We start from the raw sequence: 20,129 nt of genomic DNA, 5'->3' as shown, positions 1-20,129 counted from the left end.
AACAAGTTTTAGTCTAGTAGAGTTACTCCTGGACCAAAACCTGCCTCAATAATCTTAACACTATCAAAGGCCAAGGCAAAATTATTAACGATATCTTTAGAATTCTTTTCCTGGCAGAGGATCTTGATATTTGGACCAGCATCAATGGTGTAGTAGCATTCAAGGCCTTTTTCCCGCAGTTCTTGCACTAGCTTAATGGCCTCAATGGTCTTAGGCTCAAAATAGGTAAAGCCAGGCTGAGCGGTGAAGGTCAAAGAGTGCATCTCACTAGCATTTAATTCTGCTAAAGAACCCAGTTTAGTGAAGTCCTGAGCCTTGATGGCAGCTTCCATGTCGGCAATTTCTTGGTCATTGCGGTCAAGCCACAGCTGGTAAAAAGGAGAGGTCTTGCTCAGTTCCATGCCCTTGGTTGAGGAAACCTTCTTTGGCTGGTCATTTAATTCAACGGCTAAGAGCTTTAAATCCATTTGTGGGTGCTCGTCAAGGGCATAGGCATATGAACTTTCATCGCTGTCGCCTTTTTGCCAAACGGCGAAGCCACCAAAGATAGATCTAGAGGCTGATCCTGACCCCATCCGGGCCATACGAGAGAGCTCGCGCTTATCGACATCTAAGTGGTAGTGGTCAGCAAAGGCCGCAGCTAGAGCCGCAAAGGCCGAGCTAGAAGAGGCCAAACCGGCTGCCGTTGGCACGTGGTTGTCAGACTTGATGGCCAAGTTGCCAGAGACGCCATAGCGGTCCTGCATCAACTTAATGTAGGAAAAAACGCGGTCTGCTGATTTATCAGCAATCTGTTTGCCGTTTAATGAAAAAGACATTTGGTCACTATCTTCGATTTGAGTATCACTGTAAAAGGCATCCAAGGTCATGGACAGGCTAGACATTAAAGGAAGGCGCAACTTGGCATCTTTTTTGCCCCAATATTTAATGAGGGCAATATTGGTGTGGGCGCGAGAAGTCTTACTCATAATTTTTTACGCTTTCTATTGTTTTAAGCTGATATTTTAGATCTTTTCGATCCAATAGTCACTGATTAAGTCTTGGCATTGGCTAGCAATTTTGTTGGCAGTGGCAGAGTCATCGCACAGGGCAATGACGATCCCGCCCAGACCGCCACCTGACAGCTTGCAGCCAAGAGCACCATTGCTTTTAGCAATTTGGCACATTTGGTCAATCTTTGGGGTCGAAATCCCGAAAGAGGCTAGGATGTTTTGAGCTTCGTTAAAGTAGCTGCCGATGGCTTGTCGGTCTTGCTTGAACCAGGCTGCTTTGACCAGGTCAGCTAATTGGCCTAGTCGAGCCATGTTCTTTTTAGCTGCTGGATCCTTTTCTAAGAGGTCATGCACCATGGTGACGGCTTCTCTCGTATTGCCCAGGTTACCTGTGTCCATGATCAAGAGGGTGGCGCCAAGACTGGCGGTCAGTTTGCGGATTCCGTCTTTCTTATTGAAGAAAACCAGGTAGTCTGAATTGACTGTGGCTGCGTCTAGGCCTGAGGCCTTGCCATGGTTGATGGTTTCGGCTTGGTTGGTGATGTCCATGATTTCTTGCTCAGTCAAGTCTAGGCCCAGGTACTTGCTTAGGGCCACGGTCGTGCCTAAGGCAACGGTAGCAGAAGAACCAAAGCCGCGTTCCATTGGAATTTCGCCTTTGTAAGTCACCTTTACTTTAGCTTCCTTGCCACTTTTGGCAAAAAGAGTCTTTAGCACGTACTTTAAGCCGTTATAATCGTCAGGTGCGGCAAAAAAAGGACCATGATAGAGCTTGGTATCCATGTAAAGCTCATCAAAGTCTTCCACACTCGTCTTGATGTGGAGGGCCTTGATGGGCATGGCCAAGGCATCATAGCCGTAAACAACAGAATGTTCCCCAATTAAAATAACTTTCCCATGAGCAGTACATGATGTCTGCACAGATAATCACCTCAAAAGATAATAAATATTGAATAGTTAGTATTTTGTCAAAAATTTCCCAAAAAGAGAAGAGATTGCTAAAATTTAATTGACTGAATTACTACTTGTCTAGTGCATCTAAGGAGTGGAAGTAATGATTAACATCTTAACTGGAAGACAAGCAGATCCTTTGCAAGAAGAGCTTCTGGACCAAGCAGCTAAAACATATTTAGCTGGCCAAGAAGTCTTCATTCTTGTTCCAAACCATATCAAGTTTAACACAGAAGTGCGGGCAATAGCTAAAGTTGCGGAATTGCAAGGAAGAAGTGAGACTAGCGTCAAGAATCTTCATGTCTTGTCGTTTTCTCGTTTAGCCTGGTTCTTCTTTAAAAAAGCTGACATTTCCTTGCCGCAGAGTCTGGATGACGCGGCAGCTTCCATGATCTTGGAGCAAATCATCAATAAACGGAAAAAAGAGCTTAACCTGTTCAAGAATACTCAACCTAATTCAGGGATGATCCAGCAGGTATACCAAACGATTTTGCAGGTTCATACTGGACAGCTGGATTTAGACGAGCTGCTGGAAAATGCAGCCAATCCTGCGGTTGAAGCCAGTCTGGATACTGAAACGTCCAGCAAGCTGCACGACTTGAAGATCATCTATCAAGACTTTTTGGACCTGATCCAGGAAAAGAACTTTGTGACTAAAGATGAACTGAATATCCAGCTAAATGAAGTTTTGGCCAGTCACCCAGAATACGTGCAAAAGGCCGCCTTTTATGTCACTGATTTTGCCCATTTTTCTTTGCAGGAAAAGCAGACGATTCAATTATTGGCTGCTTTTTGCCAGGACTTGACCTTGGGCTTTAAGACGGAATTTGGCGATATCCATGCGCCACTTGCCGGTGAATATGACTATGTTGTTCAAAAAACGATTAACGACTTGACCGGCTATTTTGGCGCCCATGGCTTAGACTATCAAAGCGATCAGCTGGTAGAAAAGGCAACGTCAGCAACTAAGCTAAATTCTGCCTGGATTGCCAATGAAGATGCGGACTTAACTAACTTGCAACTAGTAAAGGCCGATTCACGGTATGCAGAAGCCTATTTTGCGGCGCGGACTATTTACAGCCAAGTGGCTACTAAGCAGTACCAGTACCGCGACTTTTTGATCCTGGCGCCGAACTTGGCAGAATATGAAACTTACCTTGCTCCAATCTTCCGGCAGAATCAGATACCATTTTTTGACGACTTGCAGCAGATGATGAAATATCACCCCTTGGTCATCTTGATTGAAGATTTGGCTAAGCTGGCTGAAAAAACTGGGGATACGGCGGCCATGATTGGGCTGATGAAGACGCGGCTGATCATTCCCGCCTGGTATCAAGAGCAAGAAGACCCAGAAGCAGCTTATTTAAGAGACGTGGACCAGCTGGAAAACTTTGTTTTGGCACACGGCATCAAGTATAAGCTCTGGGAAAAGTCATTTAGCGACTTTACCAAGGCCAGTGTGATTTACCTTGACCAAGAAAAGTATCAAAGGCGGCTGGAACGCCTAGATAAGCTGCGAGACTTTTTCGTCAGCCAGGTAAATTCACTCGTGAAAAAATTGAAGGATGAACAAGATAGCTTAACTGGGATCAAGACTTTCTTTAGCTTCTTAGTTAAAACCGGCGTCAGCAGCCAGCTTGAGTCCTGGCGGAAAAAGGCTAGCGACGATGGCCAATTGCAAGAAGCCAAGCAGCCTGAAGAAGTCTGGAATTCCATGCTGGGCTTGCTCCAAGACTACCTTTTGGTCAATCCGGAAAAGTTTGACTGGCAGTCTTTCTTTAGCATGCTGACGGCCGGCTTTAGCCAAGCAGCCTTCGCCACGATTCCAGCAACTTTGGATGCGGTGACTATTTCAGAATATGGGATGGTGCAAAGTGGTTCCTATAAACAGGTGATTATTATCGGGGCCAATAACGGCAGCCTGCCGCAGATTAGTGACATGAAGAATTTCCTGACTCCTGAAAACCTTAAGGTCCTTGAAGACTTTTTCACCGAAGATGCCTACCTGGAAGACCATCAAGAATTAAACAACATGGACCAGGATTACCAGTTTGGCGCGGCTTTGGCTTTAGCCAGTGAACGGGTTTACGTGTCATACCCAGTAATTAATTCTGATAACGAGCGGCTTGAGCCATCCGTCTACTACCAGCGCTTGCTAAAGCTGGTTAATGGCAGAGAATACCGCCAAAGGGACTTGCCAAGCTTGGATGAAAGTGAAGTTACCCCAGATCTGCTCTTGTTCATGACCACGCCGGCGGCTAGTCTAGGTTATCTGACTTATGCCGCTAAAGGGATGCCGCAGTCGCTGTTAGTCAAAAAGCTTCTTGATCTTTGCCGGCAGGACTTGCCAGCAAAGACCAAGGCAGTGGAAGAGGGGATTGACTACGACAATAACCCAGAAAACATTTCTGAGGAATTGGCAGAAAAGCTCTACGGGAAAGACTTGCTCAGCTCAGTTTCCCAGTTGGAAACTTTTTACCAAAATTCCTTTGAATACTTTGTCAAGTATGGTCTCCGCTTAAGCCCGCGTGCCGAAAACGAACTAAATGCCATCCAGTCAGGGAACTACTTCCACCGGACTTTTGAGCTTCTGGTGAAGGAGATGCAAAAGCGAGGACTGGAAATCGAAAAGATGTCTGAACTGGAGCTAGAGCTGCTCTTGAAAGAGGTTCGGCAAGAAATCTGGCAAGAGCCAATCTACCAGCAATTTTTGCGGGATCCATTTAATCAGTACCTCTTCAAGACCTTTGACCAGACGACCAGCAAGGTGGCTCAGACCTACCGGGTCAAGCAGCAGGAAAATCGCTTCAAGGCTACCTTTGCGGAATTGCCTTTTGGCCCGGCTGAAAAAGTTGCCGGCTTGATCCTGCCACTGAAGAAATTAGCGGGCAAGCGGAAGATTTCCTTGCGCGGGAAGATTGACCGGGTGGACCTCTTCAAAGGAGATAAGCATGTCTTGGCCCAGCTGATTGACTACAAGTCTTCTAGTCACTCCTTCAACCCAGCCCGCTTTGCTAGTGGGATCGACCTGCAAATGATTGCTTACCTGGATGTGTTGGTAAAAAATCAAAGCCAGCTAACCGGGACGGCGGAACTGGATTTACTAGGGGCCTTTTACCAATACGTGACGAGAAAATTGAACCCTTTAAATGGGTCAGGCTCTAACAGCATTTTTGATGCCAATTTTGACCTTAAACAGGCATATTTAGGTGGACAAGACAAACTGCGCTTGAATGGGGTAGCTGTCAATGATCCTGTTTTGTTTAGTGAAGTTGACCAAAGCCTGAAAACGGGCAGCTCAAGCTACTATCGGGGCGCTTCAGTTACTAAGAAGGGGACTTTTAAGTCTAGCGACAGCTTCTACAGTAAAGAAGAAATGAACCTGCTCTTGGAATATGTAGAGTACCTGATCGAAAATGCGGCTGAAGGTATTTTGGAAGGGCAGATTGCCCTCAATCCTTTCCGGCAAGGTGGACAAAACGGTTTAACCTATACCGACTACAAGGATATTTACTACTTTGACGAGCAATTGCCGACTAATCACTACCATGACCTAGGAACCATGCACAAGGCTGATTTGCTGGCGCAAGTGAGAAGTGCGCTGAACATGAGCAAGGAGGAATAAGAATGGGAAAAGTTAAATATACGCCCGCTCAAGCGGATGCGATCGAGACGCGGGGACAAGACTTGCTAATATCAGCTTCAGCTGGGTCTGGTAAAACCAGCGTATTGGTTGAACGGGTCGTCAAGGAAATTGCCGAAGATGGCTTAAGCGTTGACCAACTGCTGGTGATCACCTTTACCCGGCTAGCTGCCAGCGAAATGAAGCAGCGGATTAAAAAGCGTCTCCAAGACCGGGTGCGGGAGCTGCCTAAAACCGATCCCAAGGCCGACTTTTTGCGCCAGCAATTAGCTCAGCTTGATACGGCGCTCATTTCAACCATTGACTCCTTCTGTTTGGACGTCATCAGACGCTTTTACTTTGTCATTGACTTGGACCCAGATTTTTCCATTCTGACCGATAGCACACAGATTGAGCTTTTGAAAGAAAGAGCAATCAGCGATGTGGAGTCGGCTTATTTGGAGAGCCCTGATCCAGCCAAAAAGGCTGCTTTTGAGGAATTTTATGATGCCTTTACCGGCGACAGCAATGCCAATTCACCCTGCGATATCCTGCTAAGTTTGTACAATTTTGCCATGGCCAAGCCAGACTACCAAAAGTGGCTACGAGAATTGCCAAAGGCTTACCAAGTTCTAGGCAGCGACCTGGCGGACTCCAACTTGTGGCAGGAAAAGATCAAGCCCTACCTGCTAGAAGAAGTAAAGACGGTTATTTCTAAGCTGGTACATTTTATTTCTGAAGCAGATTTTGAGCATGAAAAATTTGCCAAGTATCAAGTCCAATTTTTGAACTGTCAAAATAATTTGACAAATTTCCAAGAAGCCTTAGAAATCGATGCGCCTTTTGACCAGCAGCGAGATCTCTTAAAAGCCAGCTTGATCCGGGAGAAAAAGCCAGCAAAGAATAAGTCGATTCCTGAATTTATTGATGAATCAAAAAAAGTCCAAGAAACAATTAATGACTTTGTCACAAAGGCTTTTACCAGCTTTTACGCCAGTTCCAATGAAGAACAAAAGGCCTTGATGGCCAAAGGCGAAAAAATTAGTCAAACGATTGCGGAATTAGAGCAAGCCTTTATTGACCGCTTCCGCGAGCTCAAGCGCGGCGAGCGCATGCTGGACTTTACCGACATGGAACAGTATGCCTATGACATCTTGAATCAGGATACTTCAAATGGCGCTTTGGCCCGGGAGTACTATCAAAATCGCTTTAAGGAGATCATGGTGGACGAATACCAGGACACCAATGCTCTACAGGATGGTCTGATTGCCCGCCTAAAAAAGAGCGGTGAAAACAACCTCTTCATGTTTGGGGACGTCAAGCAGTCCATTTACGGCTTCCGGCAAGCGGAGCCAAGCCTGTTTATTGCCAAATATCGCCAATATGGGGCAGACGATAGTGGCACGAAAAAGCGGATTGTTTTCCCAGAAAACTTCCGGTCAAGTCAGCCAGTAACTAGTGCCGTTAACTTGATTTTTAACAGCATCTTAACGGCAGACTTTGGCGGGATCGATTATGAAGCAGAAGGGCAGTTGAAGTTTGCGGCTGCCTATGATCCAAAGATGGATCTGGCAACAGGGACCGAAGTTATTTATCAGGAAAAAGAAAAAAAGGGCAAGCAGGGGTATAATTCTGGTGCTGATAGTGACAGCGGTCAAGATGGCGATGATTCAGCCTTAGATGCCGGCGAAATTTCCATGATTATTGCCCGCATCCAGCAGCTGGTGAAGAGCGGCTACCAGATTTTTGACCCAAAGACTGGTGACAAGCGTCCAGTTGGCTACGGGGATATTGCCATTTTGACTCGGTCCAAGACCAACAACTTAGAGATTAAGCAAGAATTTGACAAGTACCAGATTCCGCTATTTGTGTCAGACGTTCCTAACTATTTCCAGACTTTTGAACTGACGGTGATCATGTCCTTCCTTAAAATCATCGATAACCCTGACCAAGACATCCCGCTCGTCGCGGTCTTGAGGTCACCGATCTTTAACTTCACGACCACTGACCTAGCCAAGATTCGCTTGGTTAACAAGAGTATCAGCTTCTATGCGGCCTTAAGAACCTATAGCAAGATCGATGATGAGTTGGGTCAGCGCTGCCGGGAATTTTTGGCCATGCTGCAGGAATTCCGTGATTTTGCAGTGAATCACCGGATCAGTGAGCTGCTTTGGACTATCTATGAAAAGACCAGCTTTTTGGAAATTGTGACCGCCATGCCTAATGGCCGCCAGCGGCGTCTAAACTTGACGGCTCTTTATGAAAGAGCCAGTGCCTATGAAAGTGCCGGCTTTAAGGATTTGTACCAGTTCATCAACTTCATTGCCCGCATGCGGAAAAATCAAAAGGACCTGGCTCAGCCAGTCTTAAGCGACAATGCCGAAGGCTCGGTCAACCTGATGACCATCCATGCTTCTAAAGGGCTGGAATTTCCAATCGTCTTTTTGGCCGGGATTGGCCGCCAATACAACTTTAAGCAAGATATCTCTGGCAGCTACCTATTAGACTCAGCTGGTCTAGGCCTGGCTTTTGCCTACCCAGATGACGAGCCAGAATATCAGGCTGATACCTTGTGCAAGGCCTGGCTCAAAATCGAGAAAAAGCAGAAGCTGCTGGAAGAAGAAGCCCGGCTCCTTTATGTAGCCTTAACCCGAGCCAAGCAAAAGCTGATCATGGTGATGGATATTACTCCTGGCAAAGAGGGCCTTGAAGGCTTGGAGCAAAAGTGGCTAGGAACCTTAGACCGGCAGAAGATGACCTTGATGGATAAGATGAAGGTCAACAAGCCCCTGGACTTTTTGGCACCGTCGCTTTACCAGGCTAAGAGCCTGCAGAAGCTGTCAGATAAGACCATTGGCGGTCTTACCGCTGGCAAGGAAGATCCGCTTTTATTCGTCAAGTTCGATTCAAAAAACGACAGCCCTGTTTTACCAGAAGCCAAAGAGGCACAGTCAGAAAACACCGAATTAACTGCTGAAGAGCAGCAAGTCTTGGATGCGACTGAAAGGCTTTTTGCTTTTAGCGACCAGCAATACCCATACCTGGATGCCAGCCAAACGACGGCCTACCAGTCGGTTTCTGAAATTAAGAAGGCTTTTGCGGATCCGATTGAAACAGAACTGGAAGACAGCCACGTGACCGAGCTGAGGTCTGCTAACCGCTATATGCAGCCAATTGATACTGAGCCTGACTTTTTGAACCAAAATACCGGCAATGCTGCGGAAATTGGGACGGCCAGCCACTTGATCTTGCAGTATTATGATTACCAAGCAGGCACTGACTTAGCTAACCTCGAAACTGGCATGGACCACTTGATCAAGAAGGGGCGGCTGTCTAAAGAGATCGCTAGCCAAGTGGATCAAGAAGCATTGCAATGGTTTGTGACTAGCGATTTTGCCCAGCAATTTAGAGAAAATCCGGGCAACTTGTACCGAGAAGAAAACTTTGCCTCAATCATTGAACCAGGAACCTTGTTTAATGATTTCAGTGATTTTTCCGGAAAAATTTTGGTTCATGGGACAATTGATGGCTATTATGTAACAGAAAATGGTATCATTTTGTTTGACTACAAGACTGACCACGTGAATCCAAATAAACTGGATCAAAGCATTGCTGACTTAAAGAATAAGTACCAGGGCCAGCTCCGCCTTTACCAAAGAGCGCTTGAGCAAGCGACTGGCCAAAAGGTGCTGAAGAAATATTTGATATTACTGTCTTGTCAGCAAATCGTAGAAGTGGTCTAAGAAAGGAAGATAGCATGTCACCCTTTTTTGCCGGGGAAACCTTTGCCGTCGTGGACTTAGAAACGACGGGAACCAGGAAAGAAGATGGCGAGCACATCATTCAGTTTGGCTGCGTCTTGGTGAAAGACCTGAAGGTGGTCAAGAGCTACTCATTCTTGATGAATCCCCATAAGGAAATCCCGCAGGCTGTTACCAACTTAACTGGGATCAGCAACCAGATGGTTAAGGGACAGCCGGATTTTAAGCACTTTGCGCCGAAGATCAGCAAAATTCTCAAAGACACGATTTTTGTGGCGCACAATGTCAATTTTGACTTTCCCTTTTTAAACTATGAATTGACCAATGCCGGCTTTGATGCCTTGCCCCTCAAGGCAGTCGATACGGTGGAATTAGCCAAGATTGCTTTTCCGACTTTGCCATCTTACAAGCTGCGGGATTTGACGGCAAGCCTGGAAATTGAGCACGACAACCCCCACCAAGCGGATTCTGATGCATATGGAACGGCAATCCTCTTAATCAAGATCATTGAAAAATTGGCAAGTCTGCCGCAAGCGACCCTGAATGTGCTAGGCTCACTATCAGGTGGCTTGATCCGGGAGACGGACTACATCATCAAGGAAATCGCCAACCAGTCCCGCCAAGTGCGCCGCAAGCTCGACAAGGACAGGATTCAGGTTCGCAATCTAGTTTTAAAAAGGCAAAACGTCAATGCCGTGATTCAGGGACAAGAAGCCGACTTTCCAAGCAGCCAGGATACTAAGCGGGAACTTTTTAAGGGCAAGATCAATTATCGGCAAGAGCAGGTTAATTTAATTGATCATTTGCACAAGTTCATCGTTAACCCTGACCAGCGGATCATGATAGCTGAAGCGCCTAACGGAACGGGGAAGACCTTTGCCTACCTCTTTGCCTATGCCTACCAGCTCTACACAGGTAGAAAGCTGGTGATTGCGACCTCCACCAAGGTCTTGCAAGAGCAGCTTCTGAAGCAGGAAATTCCCCAGTTGCTAAAAGTTACGGGATTAGCGATTAATGCCGAAATGGTTAAGGCTTCGAGCCACTACTTAGACCTAGATGGTTTTGCCCAAAGCCTTTACCAAAATTCTCCAAACAAGACGACCTTGATCCTGCAGATGGGGATCCTGGTCTGGCTGACGGAAACGACCAGCGGGGATCTGGACGAGCTGCAGCTGACCAGTGAGCAATTGCCAATCTTCAACCAGATCAAGCACCCAGGCGATGCCAGAGTTGGGACGCCGTTTGCAGAAGTGGACTTTTGGAACTTAGCTAGAAGAAGACAGGAATCAGCCAATATCTTGGTCACTAACCACGCCTACCTGGTCAATCACTACATGGATTCCATCTGGGGACAAAATCCTTATCTGGTGATTGATGAAGCTCACCGCTTTGCGGGCAACCTGCAAACCTCCAGAACCGATTCTTTGCGCTTTGAATCGATCTGGGGCAGCTTGAGTCACCTGCGCAATTTGCTCTTTTTCACCGACAACAGCCTGGTCAATCAGGGCGAAGAAAACGTGCAGCTGCAGTTTATGCTGGACCTGCTTGACACGGAAAGCATGGATTTGATCCATGTCTTAAACCGGATGCAGAAGTATCTCTACCAGTGCCGGAACCTAGCGATCGGTCAAACGACCCTGCCTAACAAGACGGTGCAGTATACCATTCAAGGCAGCGACCTGTTCCCAGAGCAGTCGTCTTTTAGAAAAAAGCTAAAAGACTTCCAGCAAAAGCTAGAGGAGGTCCGGATCCACACCAACCAGGTGATTGACCAGCTCTACATCGAGAAAGATCGCTTCTTAACAGGGGAAGAGTCCTTGATTGATGACCTGGTTGACCAGGTAGACAAGCTGGACTACTATGCTGAAAAAAGCTACCAGCTTTCAGACCTCTTGAATCAGCCCTTGCTGGATCACCTGGGCTTTGTCATGGCGGTGACTAACCCTGAAGACGCCTTGAGTTCTAACCTCCACTGGCTGAGCATCGATAGTTCTGAAGAATTGCATAAGATTTACCAGCGATTTGATCACATCGCCTTGATCAGTGCGACAATAACTGATAATGACAGCTTTGACTTCGCCAAAGAGGCATTGGCTTTGCCAGCTACAGGCGTAATTTCCTACCAAGGCGGGTCTAGCTTCCCAATGAGCGAGCACCTGGAGATTTTGGCACTTGACGAAAATCAGCCAGAACCAGACAGTCCAGCCTTTTTGAGCCAGCTCAAAGAAATTTTGACCAAGGACCTTTCAGGGCAAAAGCACGTATTGGTGCTTTTTACCAACCTGGAGCTGGTTAAGCAGCTTTACCTGGAGCTCTTGAATGATCCAGCGGTCAAAGACTATGAGCTCTTAGCTCAAGGTCTGACTGGATCCAATGAACGGATCAGCCGCCGCTTTGTCATTGCCCAGCAGTCAATTCTGCTTGGCGCTGACAGCTTCTGGGAAGGGGTGGACTTTCATAACTGCGGGATCGACTTGGTAATTGCGACCCGCCTGCCTTTTGAATCACCAGACCTGCCAGAAGTTGCCTTGAGGCAGCATTACCTGAAAGACCAAGGTAAAGATGTCTTTAACGAAGATTCCTTGCCAAGGGCCATCTTGCGCCTGCGGCAGGGATGCGGGCGACTCATCCGCGGCGAAGACGACCATGGACAATTTTTGATCTTGGACCCGCGGATCTGGACCAAGAGCTATGGACCAGAATTTAGAGCTAGTCTGCCAGTGGTCGTCCAAAAGGTGAAGTTCGGTGAACTAAAGAAGAGATTAAGGATGAAGAGGTAAGTTTCATTGTTATTGAATGACAAGGTAAAAACGGTATTGCAGTACTTGGCTTGGTTGGTCTTTTTCCTAGCAATTGCTTATTTTGGCTTAGTGATGCTAGTCAAAAATGCGACCCAGCCGTACGTGAAAGCCGACGCCAAGGTAGCCAAACTGGTCAAGCAGACCTCAATGAGCAAGGTCACCAAGTATTACCACTTGAACCGGGGCACTAAGTCCCTATCAGCAGCTGGTAAGACGGCGAGCGGCAAGGAGGCCTATTTTGTCTACCTGCCGGGGACAAAAAAGGCCTACTACTACTCAGCCAGTGAAGGGGTCAGTGAAAGTACGGTTAAGCAGAACTTCCAAAAGAAGTACCCCAAAAAGACTGTGAAGGAGATCAACCTTGGCTGGCATAAGGGGCAGGCAGTCTGGGAAGTGACGGCAACCAACTCTGATGGCAGCTATTGCTACGCAATTTATCAGTTTAAAGACGGAAAACTGCTTTCTCTTGTCGATAAATTGTAAAAAATTTGTTATCATGGAGAGAGTTAAAAGATTTTTAAGGTGGAATTTAAAGAATGACAGAATTGATTTCAATTAGAGAATCAGCTAAGCACGTCGACGAAGAAGTCCATATGCACGTATGGCTGACTGACAAGCGTTCAAGCGGGAAGATCGTCTTCTTGCAATTGCGGGATGGTACTGCCTTTTTCCAAGGCGTAGTCCGCAAGAACAATGTTAGTGAAGAAGTTTTCGAAGCAGCAAAGGGCTTGCGGCAAGAAGCCAGCTTCTACATCACTGGGACCATCCATGAAGATGCCCGGTCACACTTTGGCTACGAAATCCAAATCACTGACTTGGAAGTTGTTTCCAACAATGAAGGCTACCCAATTACCAACAAGGAACACGGGGTTGACTTCTTGCTCGACCACCGTCACTTGTGGCTGAGAAGCCGTCGTCCGTTTGCCATTATGCAAATCAGAAACCGCATCTTCAAAGCAACGGTTGACTTCTTTGAAAACGAAGGCTTCGTTAAGTTTGACGCGCCACTGTTGATGCACTCTGCTCCAGAAGGCACCACCGAACTCTTCCATATCGAATACTTTGACCACGATGCTTACCTGTCACAATCAGGCCAATTGTACGGCGAAGTTGGGGCAGAAGCCTTTGGCAAGATCTTTACCTTTGGTCCAACCTTCCGGGCAGAAGAATCAAAGACTCGTCGGCACTTGACTGAATTCTGGATGATGGAACCAGAAATGGCTTGGATGCACCAAGATGAATCCCTGGACCTCCAAGAACGCTTCTTGTCATACGTTGTTGGCCAAGTTTTGGAACACTGTGAATACGAACTCAGCATTCTGGGCCGGGACGTTGATAAGCTGAAGCCAGCTGCCGAAGGCAACTACACTCGTTTGTCATACGATGATGCCATTAAGATGCTGCAAGAAGGCGGCCGCGACATCAAATGGGGCGATGACTTTGGGGCACCTGACGAAGCTTACCTGTCAGAAAAATTTGACCGTCCATTCTTTATCGTCAACTACCCAGTTGCCATTAAGCCTTTCTACATGAAGAAGAACCCAGAAAACCCATTGACTTGCCTCTGTGCTGACGTAGAAGCACCAGAAGGCTACGGTGAAATCATGGGTGGGTCAGAACGTGAAGCTGACTACGACACTTTGAAGGCTCAAATCGAAGAAGCTGGCCTGAGCTTAGACGACTACAGCTGGTACTTAGACTTGCGCAAGTACGGTTCAGTTCCTCACTCTGGCTTTGGCATGGGCTTTGAACGGGTAATCGCTTGGATCTGCAAGCTGGACCACGTTCGTGAAGCTATTCCATTCCCAAGAATGATCAACAGAATGCAACCATAAGCCTTTTTCTGTTAATGAAAAGGCAAAAAAGCTAAAATAAAAGAGTGAGCAATCACTCTTTTATTTTTTTGACAATTTTTAAGAGAGAAAATCGATAGAAAAAGAAAGAGGGCAAAGAGGTGCCGAGCTACAACTACTACCGTCGGCTGGGGCAGACAACGCTGATGAATGGCTTGATTGCCTACTACGCAAAACTTGGTTTAACCGAGTCAGAACTGGTCCTGGTGATCCAACTAGAGGCCTTTTTCCAAAGGGGCAACTTTTTTCCAAGCAACGAGAAAATTGCCGCTAATACCAACTTTTCGATAAATGACGTGTCGCTTTTAGTTCAGAGCCTGCTTGAGAAGGATTGCCTGACTATTTTGCAGGCCAAAGACCAAGAGGGGAAAATATCCAGCTCCTACAATCTGGATCCCTTGTATGACAAACTGGACCAGTACCTGAACGATCATGTGACCATCAAGCCAGACAGCCAGGAAGTCAAGCTGCAAGAAGATACCTTAGACAATGATCCGGTCAACGATTTAGCGAGAGAGTTTGAGATCGAATTTGGCCGCTACCTGACCCCGATTGAGCGCGAAGAAGTGCAAGACTGGCTGAACTTAGACCATTATTCACCAGATGTGGTTCGTCTAGCCTTAAGAGAGGCTGTATTATCTCGGGCGATGAGCTTTAAGTACGTCGACCGGATCTTGCTCAACTGGCAGCGGATGAATTTGAAGACCAGCAGCGAAGTCCAGCAGTATCTTGAAAGAAACCGGTAGTTTTTTGATAAAATGGAGGAGAATATGAGCGATAAGGCAAAAACGAAAAGTAAAGAAGCAACAAAAATTGCTAAAGTGACAACAGAAGAACTGCTCAGCGATGAGGAAGCCCGGAAGGTTCTAAGACGGATCGACGCCATGTACCCCGACGCCAAGGGGGAGCTCAACTGGAACAATAAATTCCAATTGCTCTGCGCCGTCATGATCAGTGCCCAAACCACCGACAAGATGGTTAACCAAGTAACGCCACAGCTCTTTGCGGATTTTCCGACCCCAGAAGCCATGGCCAAGGCCCCAATTCAGGCGATTGAGGGCGATATTTCTAGGCTCGGCTTATACCGGACCAAGGCCAAGCACTTAAAAGAAACTGCCCAAATCTTGGTCGATGACTTTGGCGGGGAGGTCCCCGGCACCAAGGCCGAACTGGTGACCCTGCCCGGCGTTGGCGGCAAGACTGCTAATGTCGTTTTAGCCGAAGGCTGGGGGATCCCAGCGATTGCGGTTGACACTCACGTTTCCCGCATTGCTAAAAAGTTCAAGATCGTGCCGGAAAAGGCGACCCCAGAGCAGGTGGAAAAGCGGTTGGAGGAGCTTTTGCCAAAAGACGAATGGATCCACACCCACCACGCTATGATCTTCTTTGGCCGCTACACCATGCCGGCTCGGGCCAAGAATCAGGATCCTTACAGTTATCTCAAGTAGTAAAAAGAGCATGAAAAAAGTCCGCAAAAGCGGACTTTTCTTTTTGTCTAAATTTTTAAACAAAGACTATTGTGTCTTCTTCTCATCAGTATCCTCGTTATTGCCATTATTCTCAGTGGTCTTCTGACTGGAAGAGGCCGCTGATGACCTTGAAGCTTGACTAGATGAAGCCTGTGAACTGGAACTAGCTGAGCTCGAACTTGAAGACGATGAGCTCTTTGATGAGGATGAAGACTTAGATGAGCTTGACGACTTGCTGGAACTAGTCGTTACCATGCTGGTTGACTTCGAAGTTGAAGTGCTGGATGAAACATAGTCAGCATCCGTTGGAGCGTGGCCCTTAACGAAGAGTTCCCAAGTGTAGGATTGGCCAGGGGAGGCTACTTCATCTTCGGTATTCTTCACGATCCGCTTCTTCACAACGGTTGAAGGCATGGTCCAGTCACTGCTGGTCTTGTCCTGCATCAGGTACTGCATCATGTACTTGTAGAGGAGCTGGGCCGAATATTGGCCAACGCCGGTGATTGTCCCGTCCTTCAGGTTGTCATAACCCGTCCACACCCCGATGGAGTACTGCTTGGTGTAGCCAACGAACCAGGAATCCTTAGGCGTTGAACTGTAGCTTGGGTACTTAACCAGTTCATCGTCTGAATATTTAACCGTACCAGTCTTGCCGGCTGCGTAAATGCCAGAGATCTTGGCGCTAGTCCCAGTACCGCTGGACAAAACGCCCTTCAGCATGTCGGTAATCATGTAAGCCGTGGACTTCTTCATCACCCTGGTGCCAGTTGAGCCGTATCTGCGGACTTGACCATCGGCCGTTTCGATCTTAGAAACAAAGTGCGGCTTGTGGTAGACGCCCATTGTCGCAAAGGTCCCGTAAGCGGAGGCCATCTGCAAGCTAGAGGCATTGGCCCCGATTGCTGTTGACAGGCCCGCATTGGCGCTGACCTTCACGCCCATTTTTCTAGCAAAAAGGGAAGCACGGGAAATGCCGACTTCGTTTAAGGTCCGAACAGCTGGCACGTTCCGTGATTGAACCAAGGCATAGCGCATGCTCATTGATCCCATGTAGGTGTTGTCCCAGTCGTAGAGCTGGACATTGGTGCCAGGGTAGGTGTACTTGGTATCTTCCACGATGTGGCTTGTGCCCCAGTTGAGGTATTCAATAGCAGGGGCATAGTCCAGAACCGGTTTGATGGTTGAACCAGTCGACCGGCCAGTTTGGACAGCTCGGTCAAGTCCCAGCTGGACCGACGGCAGCTTGCGTCCACCTAGGATCGCAATTACCTTACCGGTACTTGGCTCAATGACCGTAGCCCCAACCTGCATCTTTTTGCTTGAAAAGGCAACTGAGTCTGAATTTGCCAAAGAGTAGAGCTTGTTTTGAGCCTTTTGGTTGATATTCAAGGTGATCTTCAGGTTGTCGTTATAAGGATCATAGCCATCAGCCTGCACTTCAGCGATTGCTTCCTTGATATAGGCGTCATCGATCTTGCGCAGCTTTGATTCGGTTGAAGTGGTGTGCTTCTTCAAGCCCTTTTGCACGTTTTCAGCCTTGGCCTTCAGGTACTGGGCCTTGGTGATCTTCTTGTCGTTGTACATGGCCTTCAAGACCAGGTTCCGCCGGTAGGTTGCCTTCTTTGGGTAAAGGTAAGGGTTGTAGGCAACAGGGGCGTTAGGCATCCCCGCCATTAAAGCCAGCTGGGCCAAGTCAAGCTGCTTCAAAGACTTGCCGTAGTAGTAGCTGGCAGCCGTTCCCATCCCGTAGGTCCCATAGTTCATGTAGACCTTGTTGATATAGAACTCTAAGATTTGATCCTTAGTGTATTCTCTTTCAACCTTCATGGCCAGCCAGGCTTCTTGAGCCTTTCTGGACAGGGTTCTTTGGGAAGCTGCCGTTGAGAAGACGGTCAATTTGACCAGCTGCTGGGTGATGGTGGAACCACCGGCCACGGTGCTGGAACTCTTCACGTTGGTCAAGAATGAAGACAAGATTCTGGCCGGGTCAATCCCCAGGCCTTCAGAGTAAAAGCGCTTGTCTTCGATGGAGACTACCGCATCTTTCAGCTCTTGAGGAATGTTCTTGCTTTTGACATAAACTCTGGTTTCTGACCCCAAGGACATGAGGAACTTGCCATCGCTGGTGTAAAAACTGGAAGAACCCCCGCTTTGCAGCTGGGAGGTGCTGATGCTTGGCGCATCTTTAGCGTAGTAGGCAAAGACGCCAACGCCGGTAACGATCAGCAAGAAGACGATCAAAAAGCACCATTTAATGATCTTGATCACCGGTCTGGACTTGCTTTGCTTCTCGCTGGCACGGCGCCGTGCCATGCGAGTATTCTTTTGCTTTGAATTGTTTGTTGCCATAGTTACTTCCTATCTGCAATTAGTTGGTCAACCGCTTCAAGGTAAGGCAGGGTTGGCCGATAGCCGGTTTTGATTTCGATGGAGCTCTTGACAATGTCGCTTAAAGCCATGGAGCTTTTAGCGCCATTTTTCCATTCATGCCAAGCATCGATGACAAAAGAGGCTGGGGTAACAAAGTAGCGTCTCAAGGTCATAAAGCCAATAATGGCAAAACAGATGCCGCCTTGGTCGAGGCAATTAGCAAGGTGAACGAGTTGGTGCTCATGGAAGTTCTTCAAAGGAAAAGACTTCTTGTTTTTCGTTTCCTTAGCCTCAAAATCCAGGTAGTAGCCGCGGTAGACGCCATTGTAGTCGGTCGTTGAAGCCTGCCGGAAGTAGGCTTCGCGGATGACGGCCCGTGAACGCTTGGGATAATCGACTTTGACGATTTGAATCGGGGTCGGCTTTTTATGGACGACAGCCATCTTTTGCGCCAGGTAGAACTGGTTGGATTCATTGATCTGCTGCTCTAAAGTCATCCCCCGGTCAGAAAAACTGATCTCCTTGGGCGAAACTGGCTGATTTTTCTGAAAGTCAGCCAAAGACGCTCCGGAGCCAGTTGGGTATTTAATCATAATTGATCACTCCTGAATGTCATTATAACAATAATGGGCGCATAAAACTAATTCTTTTGTTTCCAGAATGATACAATTATCTAGTTAGAGAAAAAGTGGAGCATGCTGCTAGCTAAGAGGTGAAAAAATGCAAAGACTATGGATTACTGGCTACCGGAGCTATGAACTGGGAACTTTTGGCGATAAGGACCCGAAAATCACCGTGATTAAGTATGCACTTAAGCAGCGCCTGACCGCCATGCTAGAAGAAGACCAGCTGGACTGGGTTATTACGGGCGGACAGCTGGGCACCGAGCAGTGGAGCGCGGAAGTTGCCATTGAACTGAGGGAGAAATACAACCTGCGCGTGGCCGTCATGCTGCCTTACATGGATTTTGGCTCTCGCTGGAGCGAAAACAACCAGGCCAAGCTCAACAACTTGAAGGCCAACGCCGATTTTTGCTCGGCGACGTCAATGGGCGGCTATAGCGGAGCAGGGCAGCTTAGGGAGTACCAGCACTTTATGTTTAACCATACTGACCAGGCCCTGATGATCTATGATCCGGAATATCCTGGCAAGTCCAAATACGATTATGAAATGGTTCAGCACTATTTAGATCAGGGTAAAAGCGACTACCAGCTTGATTTAATTGACTACTATGACCTGGAGCAAGCCGGGAGAGATTATGAAGAATCCTTGCGAGAATGGTAATTTTTATACTTTCTTTCTTTTCTACCAGGCCCCTTTTTGGTAAAATTACTTTAGTACAAAGGAGTCTAGAAGTTAATGGCAGATTTAAACGATATTAAGCTATCCGCACAGGATATTTTAAAGAAAAAATTCAGAAGCAAGGTTAAGGGTTATGATCCAGATGAGGTTGATTCTTATCTTGATCAAATCATTGCCGACTACGAGACCTTCCAAGACATTATCGAAGATCTCTATGGCCGGATTGGCGAATTGCAAGGTGAAGTAATCAAGGCAAAGAAGGAAGTTAAAGAGCAGCCTGCTGAAAAGACGGTTGAAATTCCGGCACCAGCCGCTCCTGCAGTTCCGGCTTCTGCAACGACTGAGCCTAAAGAAGAAGACGTAAAGACTTACGTTCCAAGCTCACAAAGGCAAAAAGCGGAATTTTCACTTGATTCCAGCACCAGCAGCGGTGAAATTTCCACCAACATGGCGATTATTCAAAGATTGTCTACTCTGGAGCGCAAAGTCTACAACCTGGAACAAAGAGTTTATGGAATTCAGGACTTACAAAAGTAGAAAAGTTTGCTATAATAGATAACGTTGCAGATTTTGAGCAGTCGCGGCTAGCTATTGCTAGCTGAGGAAAGTCCACGCACGCACGGGCTGCGATGCCCGTAGTGATCGTATTCAGCCCAATAAGCTGGAGGAAGCTTAGCTTCACGGCGGAGAAAACGCTAAAGCCTTTGGCCATGCGCGAATATCCTGGAAGTGCCACAGTGACGAAGCAGGCGGGAAACCGACCTGGTGGAACGAGGTAAACCCTGCGAGCGTGCAACCCAAAAATTTGGTAGGGGCGTCTCAACTTAGGTAAATGAACTAAAAGTTGGACTACATCTGTAGAGATAGATGGCTGCTGAAGCTGTCGCTTAGCCGGGCGCCAGCGGAACAGAACGTGGCTTATAGAAATTTGCATGGCTAGAGTTGGACTTCTTTGGAAGCCCAACTTTTTTTATTTATTTGACAAAGAAGCCATTCTGTAAAACAACA

Annotated in this window: 13 protein-coding genes and 1 other RNA gene; 10 read left to right on the top strand and 4 right to left on the bottom strand. The window is 47.3% G+C overall.

The window, feature by feature from the left end:
* Positions 1 to 8 precede the first annotated feature (8 nt).
* Together mvaD and mvk are read right to left on the bottom strand one after the other, a co-directional pair.
* The gene (gene mvaD, locus FC20_RS01690; protein WP_008463045.1) at positions 9 to 968 is read right to left on the bottom strand and encodes a diphosphomevalonate decarboxylase; all 960 of its coding nucleotides are present in this window, start codon (positions 966 to 968) and stop codon (positions 9 to 11) included.
* 36 nt (positions 969 to 1,004) lie between these two features.
* Positions 1,005 to 1,913 (bottom strand): mevalonate kinase, encoded by a 909-nt coding sequence (mvk, locus tag FC20_RS01685; RefSeq protein ID WP_008463046.1) that lies wholly within the window; start codon positions 1,911 to 1,913, stop codon positions 1,005 to 1,007.
* A 133-nt stretch (positions 1,914 to 2,046) separates the two neighbouring features.
* On the opposite strand from mvk, the gene FC20_RS01680 reads away from it, so the two are divergent.
* The 7 genes from FC20_RS01680 to nth all read left to right on the top strand — a co-directional run bounded on the left by FC20_RS01680 (position 2,047) and on the right by nth (position 15,428).
* Positions 2,047 to 5,568, top strand: a complete 3,522-nt coding sequence (locus tag FC20_RS01680; protein ID WP_008463049.1) for a PD-(D/E)XK nuclease family protein — start codon at positions 2,047 to 2,049, stop codon at positions 5,566 to 5,568.
* 2 nt (positions 5,569 to 5,570) lie between these two features.
* Entirely contained in the window at positions 5,571 to 9,308 is a 3,738-nt protein-coding gene (addA, locus tag FC20_RS01675) for a helicase-exonuclease AddAB subunit AddA (RefSeq protein WP_008463050.1), read from the top strand.
* A gap of 14 nt (positions 9,309 to 9,322) precedes the next feature.
* A complete protein-coding gene (locus tag FC20_RS01670) occupies positions 9,323 to 12,106 on the top strand; it encodes a helicase C-terminal domain-containing protein (protein WP_008463052.1) in 2,784 nt (927 codons plus the stop codon).
* Positions 12,107 to 12,112: 6 nt separating this feature from the next.
* On the top strand, positions 12,113 to 12,610 hold the full coding sequence (locus FC20_RS01665) for a hypothetical protein (protein ID WP_008463054.1): 498 nt from the start codon (positions 12,113 to 12,115) through the stop codon (positions 12,608 to 12,610).
* A 53-nt stretch (positions 12,611 to 12,663) separates the two neighbouring features.
* Positions 12,664 to 13,962 (top strand): asparagine--tRNA ligase, encoded by a 1,299-nt coding sequence (gene asnS / locus FC20_RS01660; RefSeq protein WP_008463055.1) that lies wholly within the window; start codon positions 12,664 to 12,666, stop codon positions 13,960 to 13,962.
* Between the two features lie 119 nt (positions 13,963 to 14,081).
* Positions 14,082 to 14,726, top strand: a complete 645-nt coding sequence (locus FC20_RS01655) for a DnaD domain protein (protein ID WP_008463057.1) — start codon at positions 14,082 to 14,084, stop codon at positions 14,724 to 14,726.
* Positions 14,727 to 14,750: 24 nt separating this feature from the next.
* Positions 14,751 to 15,428 carry an endonuclease III gene (nth, locus tag FC20_RS01650; protein ID WP_008463058.1) on the top strand — a complete coding sequence of 226 codons (678 nt, stop codon included), beginning with the start codon at positions 14,751 to 14,753 and terminating at the stop codon, positions 15,426 to 15,428.
* A gap of 66 nt (positions 15,429 to 15,494) precedes the next feature.
* Here the strand turns inward: nth and FC20_RS01645 are convergent, their stop codons facing one another.
* Complete coding sequence (locus FC20_RS01645; protein ID WP_008463060.1) at positions 15,495 to 17,798, bottom strand: PBP1A family penicillin-binding protein; 2,304 nt, start codon at positions 17,796 to 17,798, stop codon at positions 15,495 to 15,497.
* A gap of 2 nt (positions 17,799 to 17,800) precedes the next feature.
* The gene (gene recU, locus FC20_RS01640) at positions 17,801 to 18,412 is read right to left on the bottom strand and encodes a Holliday junction resolvase RecU (protein WP_008463061.1); all 612 of its coding nucleotides are present in this window, start codon (positions 18,410 to 18,412) and stop codon (positions 17,801 to 17,803) included.
* Positions 18,413 to 18,539: 127 nt separating this feature from the next.
* Here recU and FC20_RS01635 point away from each other — a divergent pair, with 127 nt between their 5' ends.
* The 3 genes from FC20_RS01635 (at position 18,540) to rnpB (ending at position 20,047) form a co-directional block, all read left to right on the top strand.
* Entirely contained in the window at positions 18,540 to 19,103 is a 564-nt protein-coding gene (locus FC20_RS01635) for an SLOG family protein (protein ID WP_008463063.1), read from the top strand.
* 75 nt (positions 19,104 to 19,178) lie between these two features.
* Positions 19,179 to 19,658: a DivIVA domain-containing protein gene (locus FC20_RS01630; RefSeq protein ID WP_008463065.1), complete on the top strand. Its 480-nt coding sequence runs from the start codon at positions 19,179 to 19,181 to the stop codon at positions 19,656 to 19,658.
* Positions 19,659 to 19,687: 29 nt separating this feature from the next.
* Positions 19,688 to 20,047, top strand: an RNA gene (gene rnpB / locus FC20_RS09945) — RNase P RNA component class B.
* The last annotated feature ends 82 nt before the right edge of the window (positions 20,048 to 20,129 follow it).

Source organism: Lactobacillus equicursoris DSM 19284 = JCM 14600 = CIP 110162, assembly GCF_001434815.1.
Classification (GTDB): domain Bacteria; phylum Bacillota; class Bacilli; order Lactobacillales; family Lactobacillaceae; genus Lactobacillus; species Lactobacillus equicursoris.
Note: the sequence above shows the minus strand (reverse complement) of the source record. Positions and strands in the feature narration are given on the sequence as shown.

Coding starts and splice junctions, on each gene's coding strand:
- mvaD (WP_008463045.1), bottom strand. CDS start 968: ATGAGTAAGACTTCTCGCGCCCACACCAATATTGCCCTCATTAAATAT.
- FC20_RS01680 (WP_008463049.1), top strand. CDS start 2,047: ATGATTAACATCTTAACTGGAAGACAAGCAGATCCTTTGCAAGAAGAG.
- addA (WP_008463050.1), top strand. CDS start 5,571: ATGGGAAAAGTTAAATATACGCCCGCTCAAGCGGATGCGATCGAGACG.
- FC20_RS01670 (WP_008463052.1), top strand. CDS start 9,323: ATGTCACCCTTTTTTGCCGGGGAAACCTTTGCCGTCGTGGACTTAGAA.
- asnS (WP_008463055.1), top strand. CDS start 12,664: ATGACAGAATTGATTTCAATTAGAGAATCAGCTAAGCACGTCGACGAA.
- nth (WP_008463058.1), top strand. CDS start 14,751: ATGAGCGATAAGGCAAAAACGAAAAGTAAAGAAGCAACAAAAATTGCT.
- FC20_RS01645 (WP_008463060.1), bottom strand. CDS start 17,798: ATGGCAACAAACAATTCAAAGCAAAAGAATACTCGCATGGCACGGCGC.
- recU (WP_008463061.1), bottom strand. CDS start 18,412: ATGATTAAATACCCAACTGGCTCCGGAGCGTCTTTGGCTGACTTTCAG.
- FC20_RS01635 (WP_008463063.1), top strand. CDS start 18,540: ATGCAAAGACTATGGATTACTGGCTACCGGAGCTATGAACTGGGAACT.
- FC20_RS01630 (WP_008463065.1), top strand. CDS start 19,179: ATGGCAGATTTAAACGATATTAAGCTATCCGCACAGGATATTTTAAAG.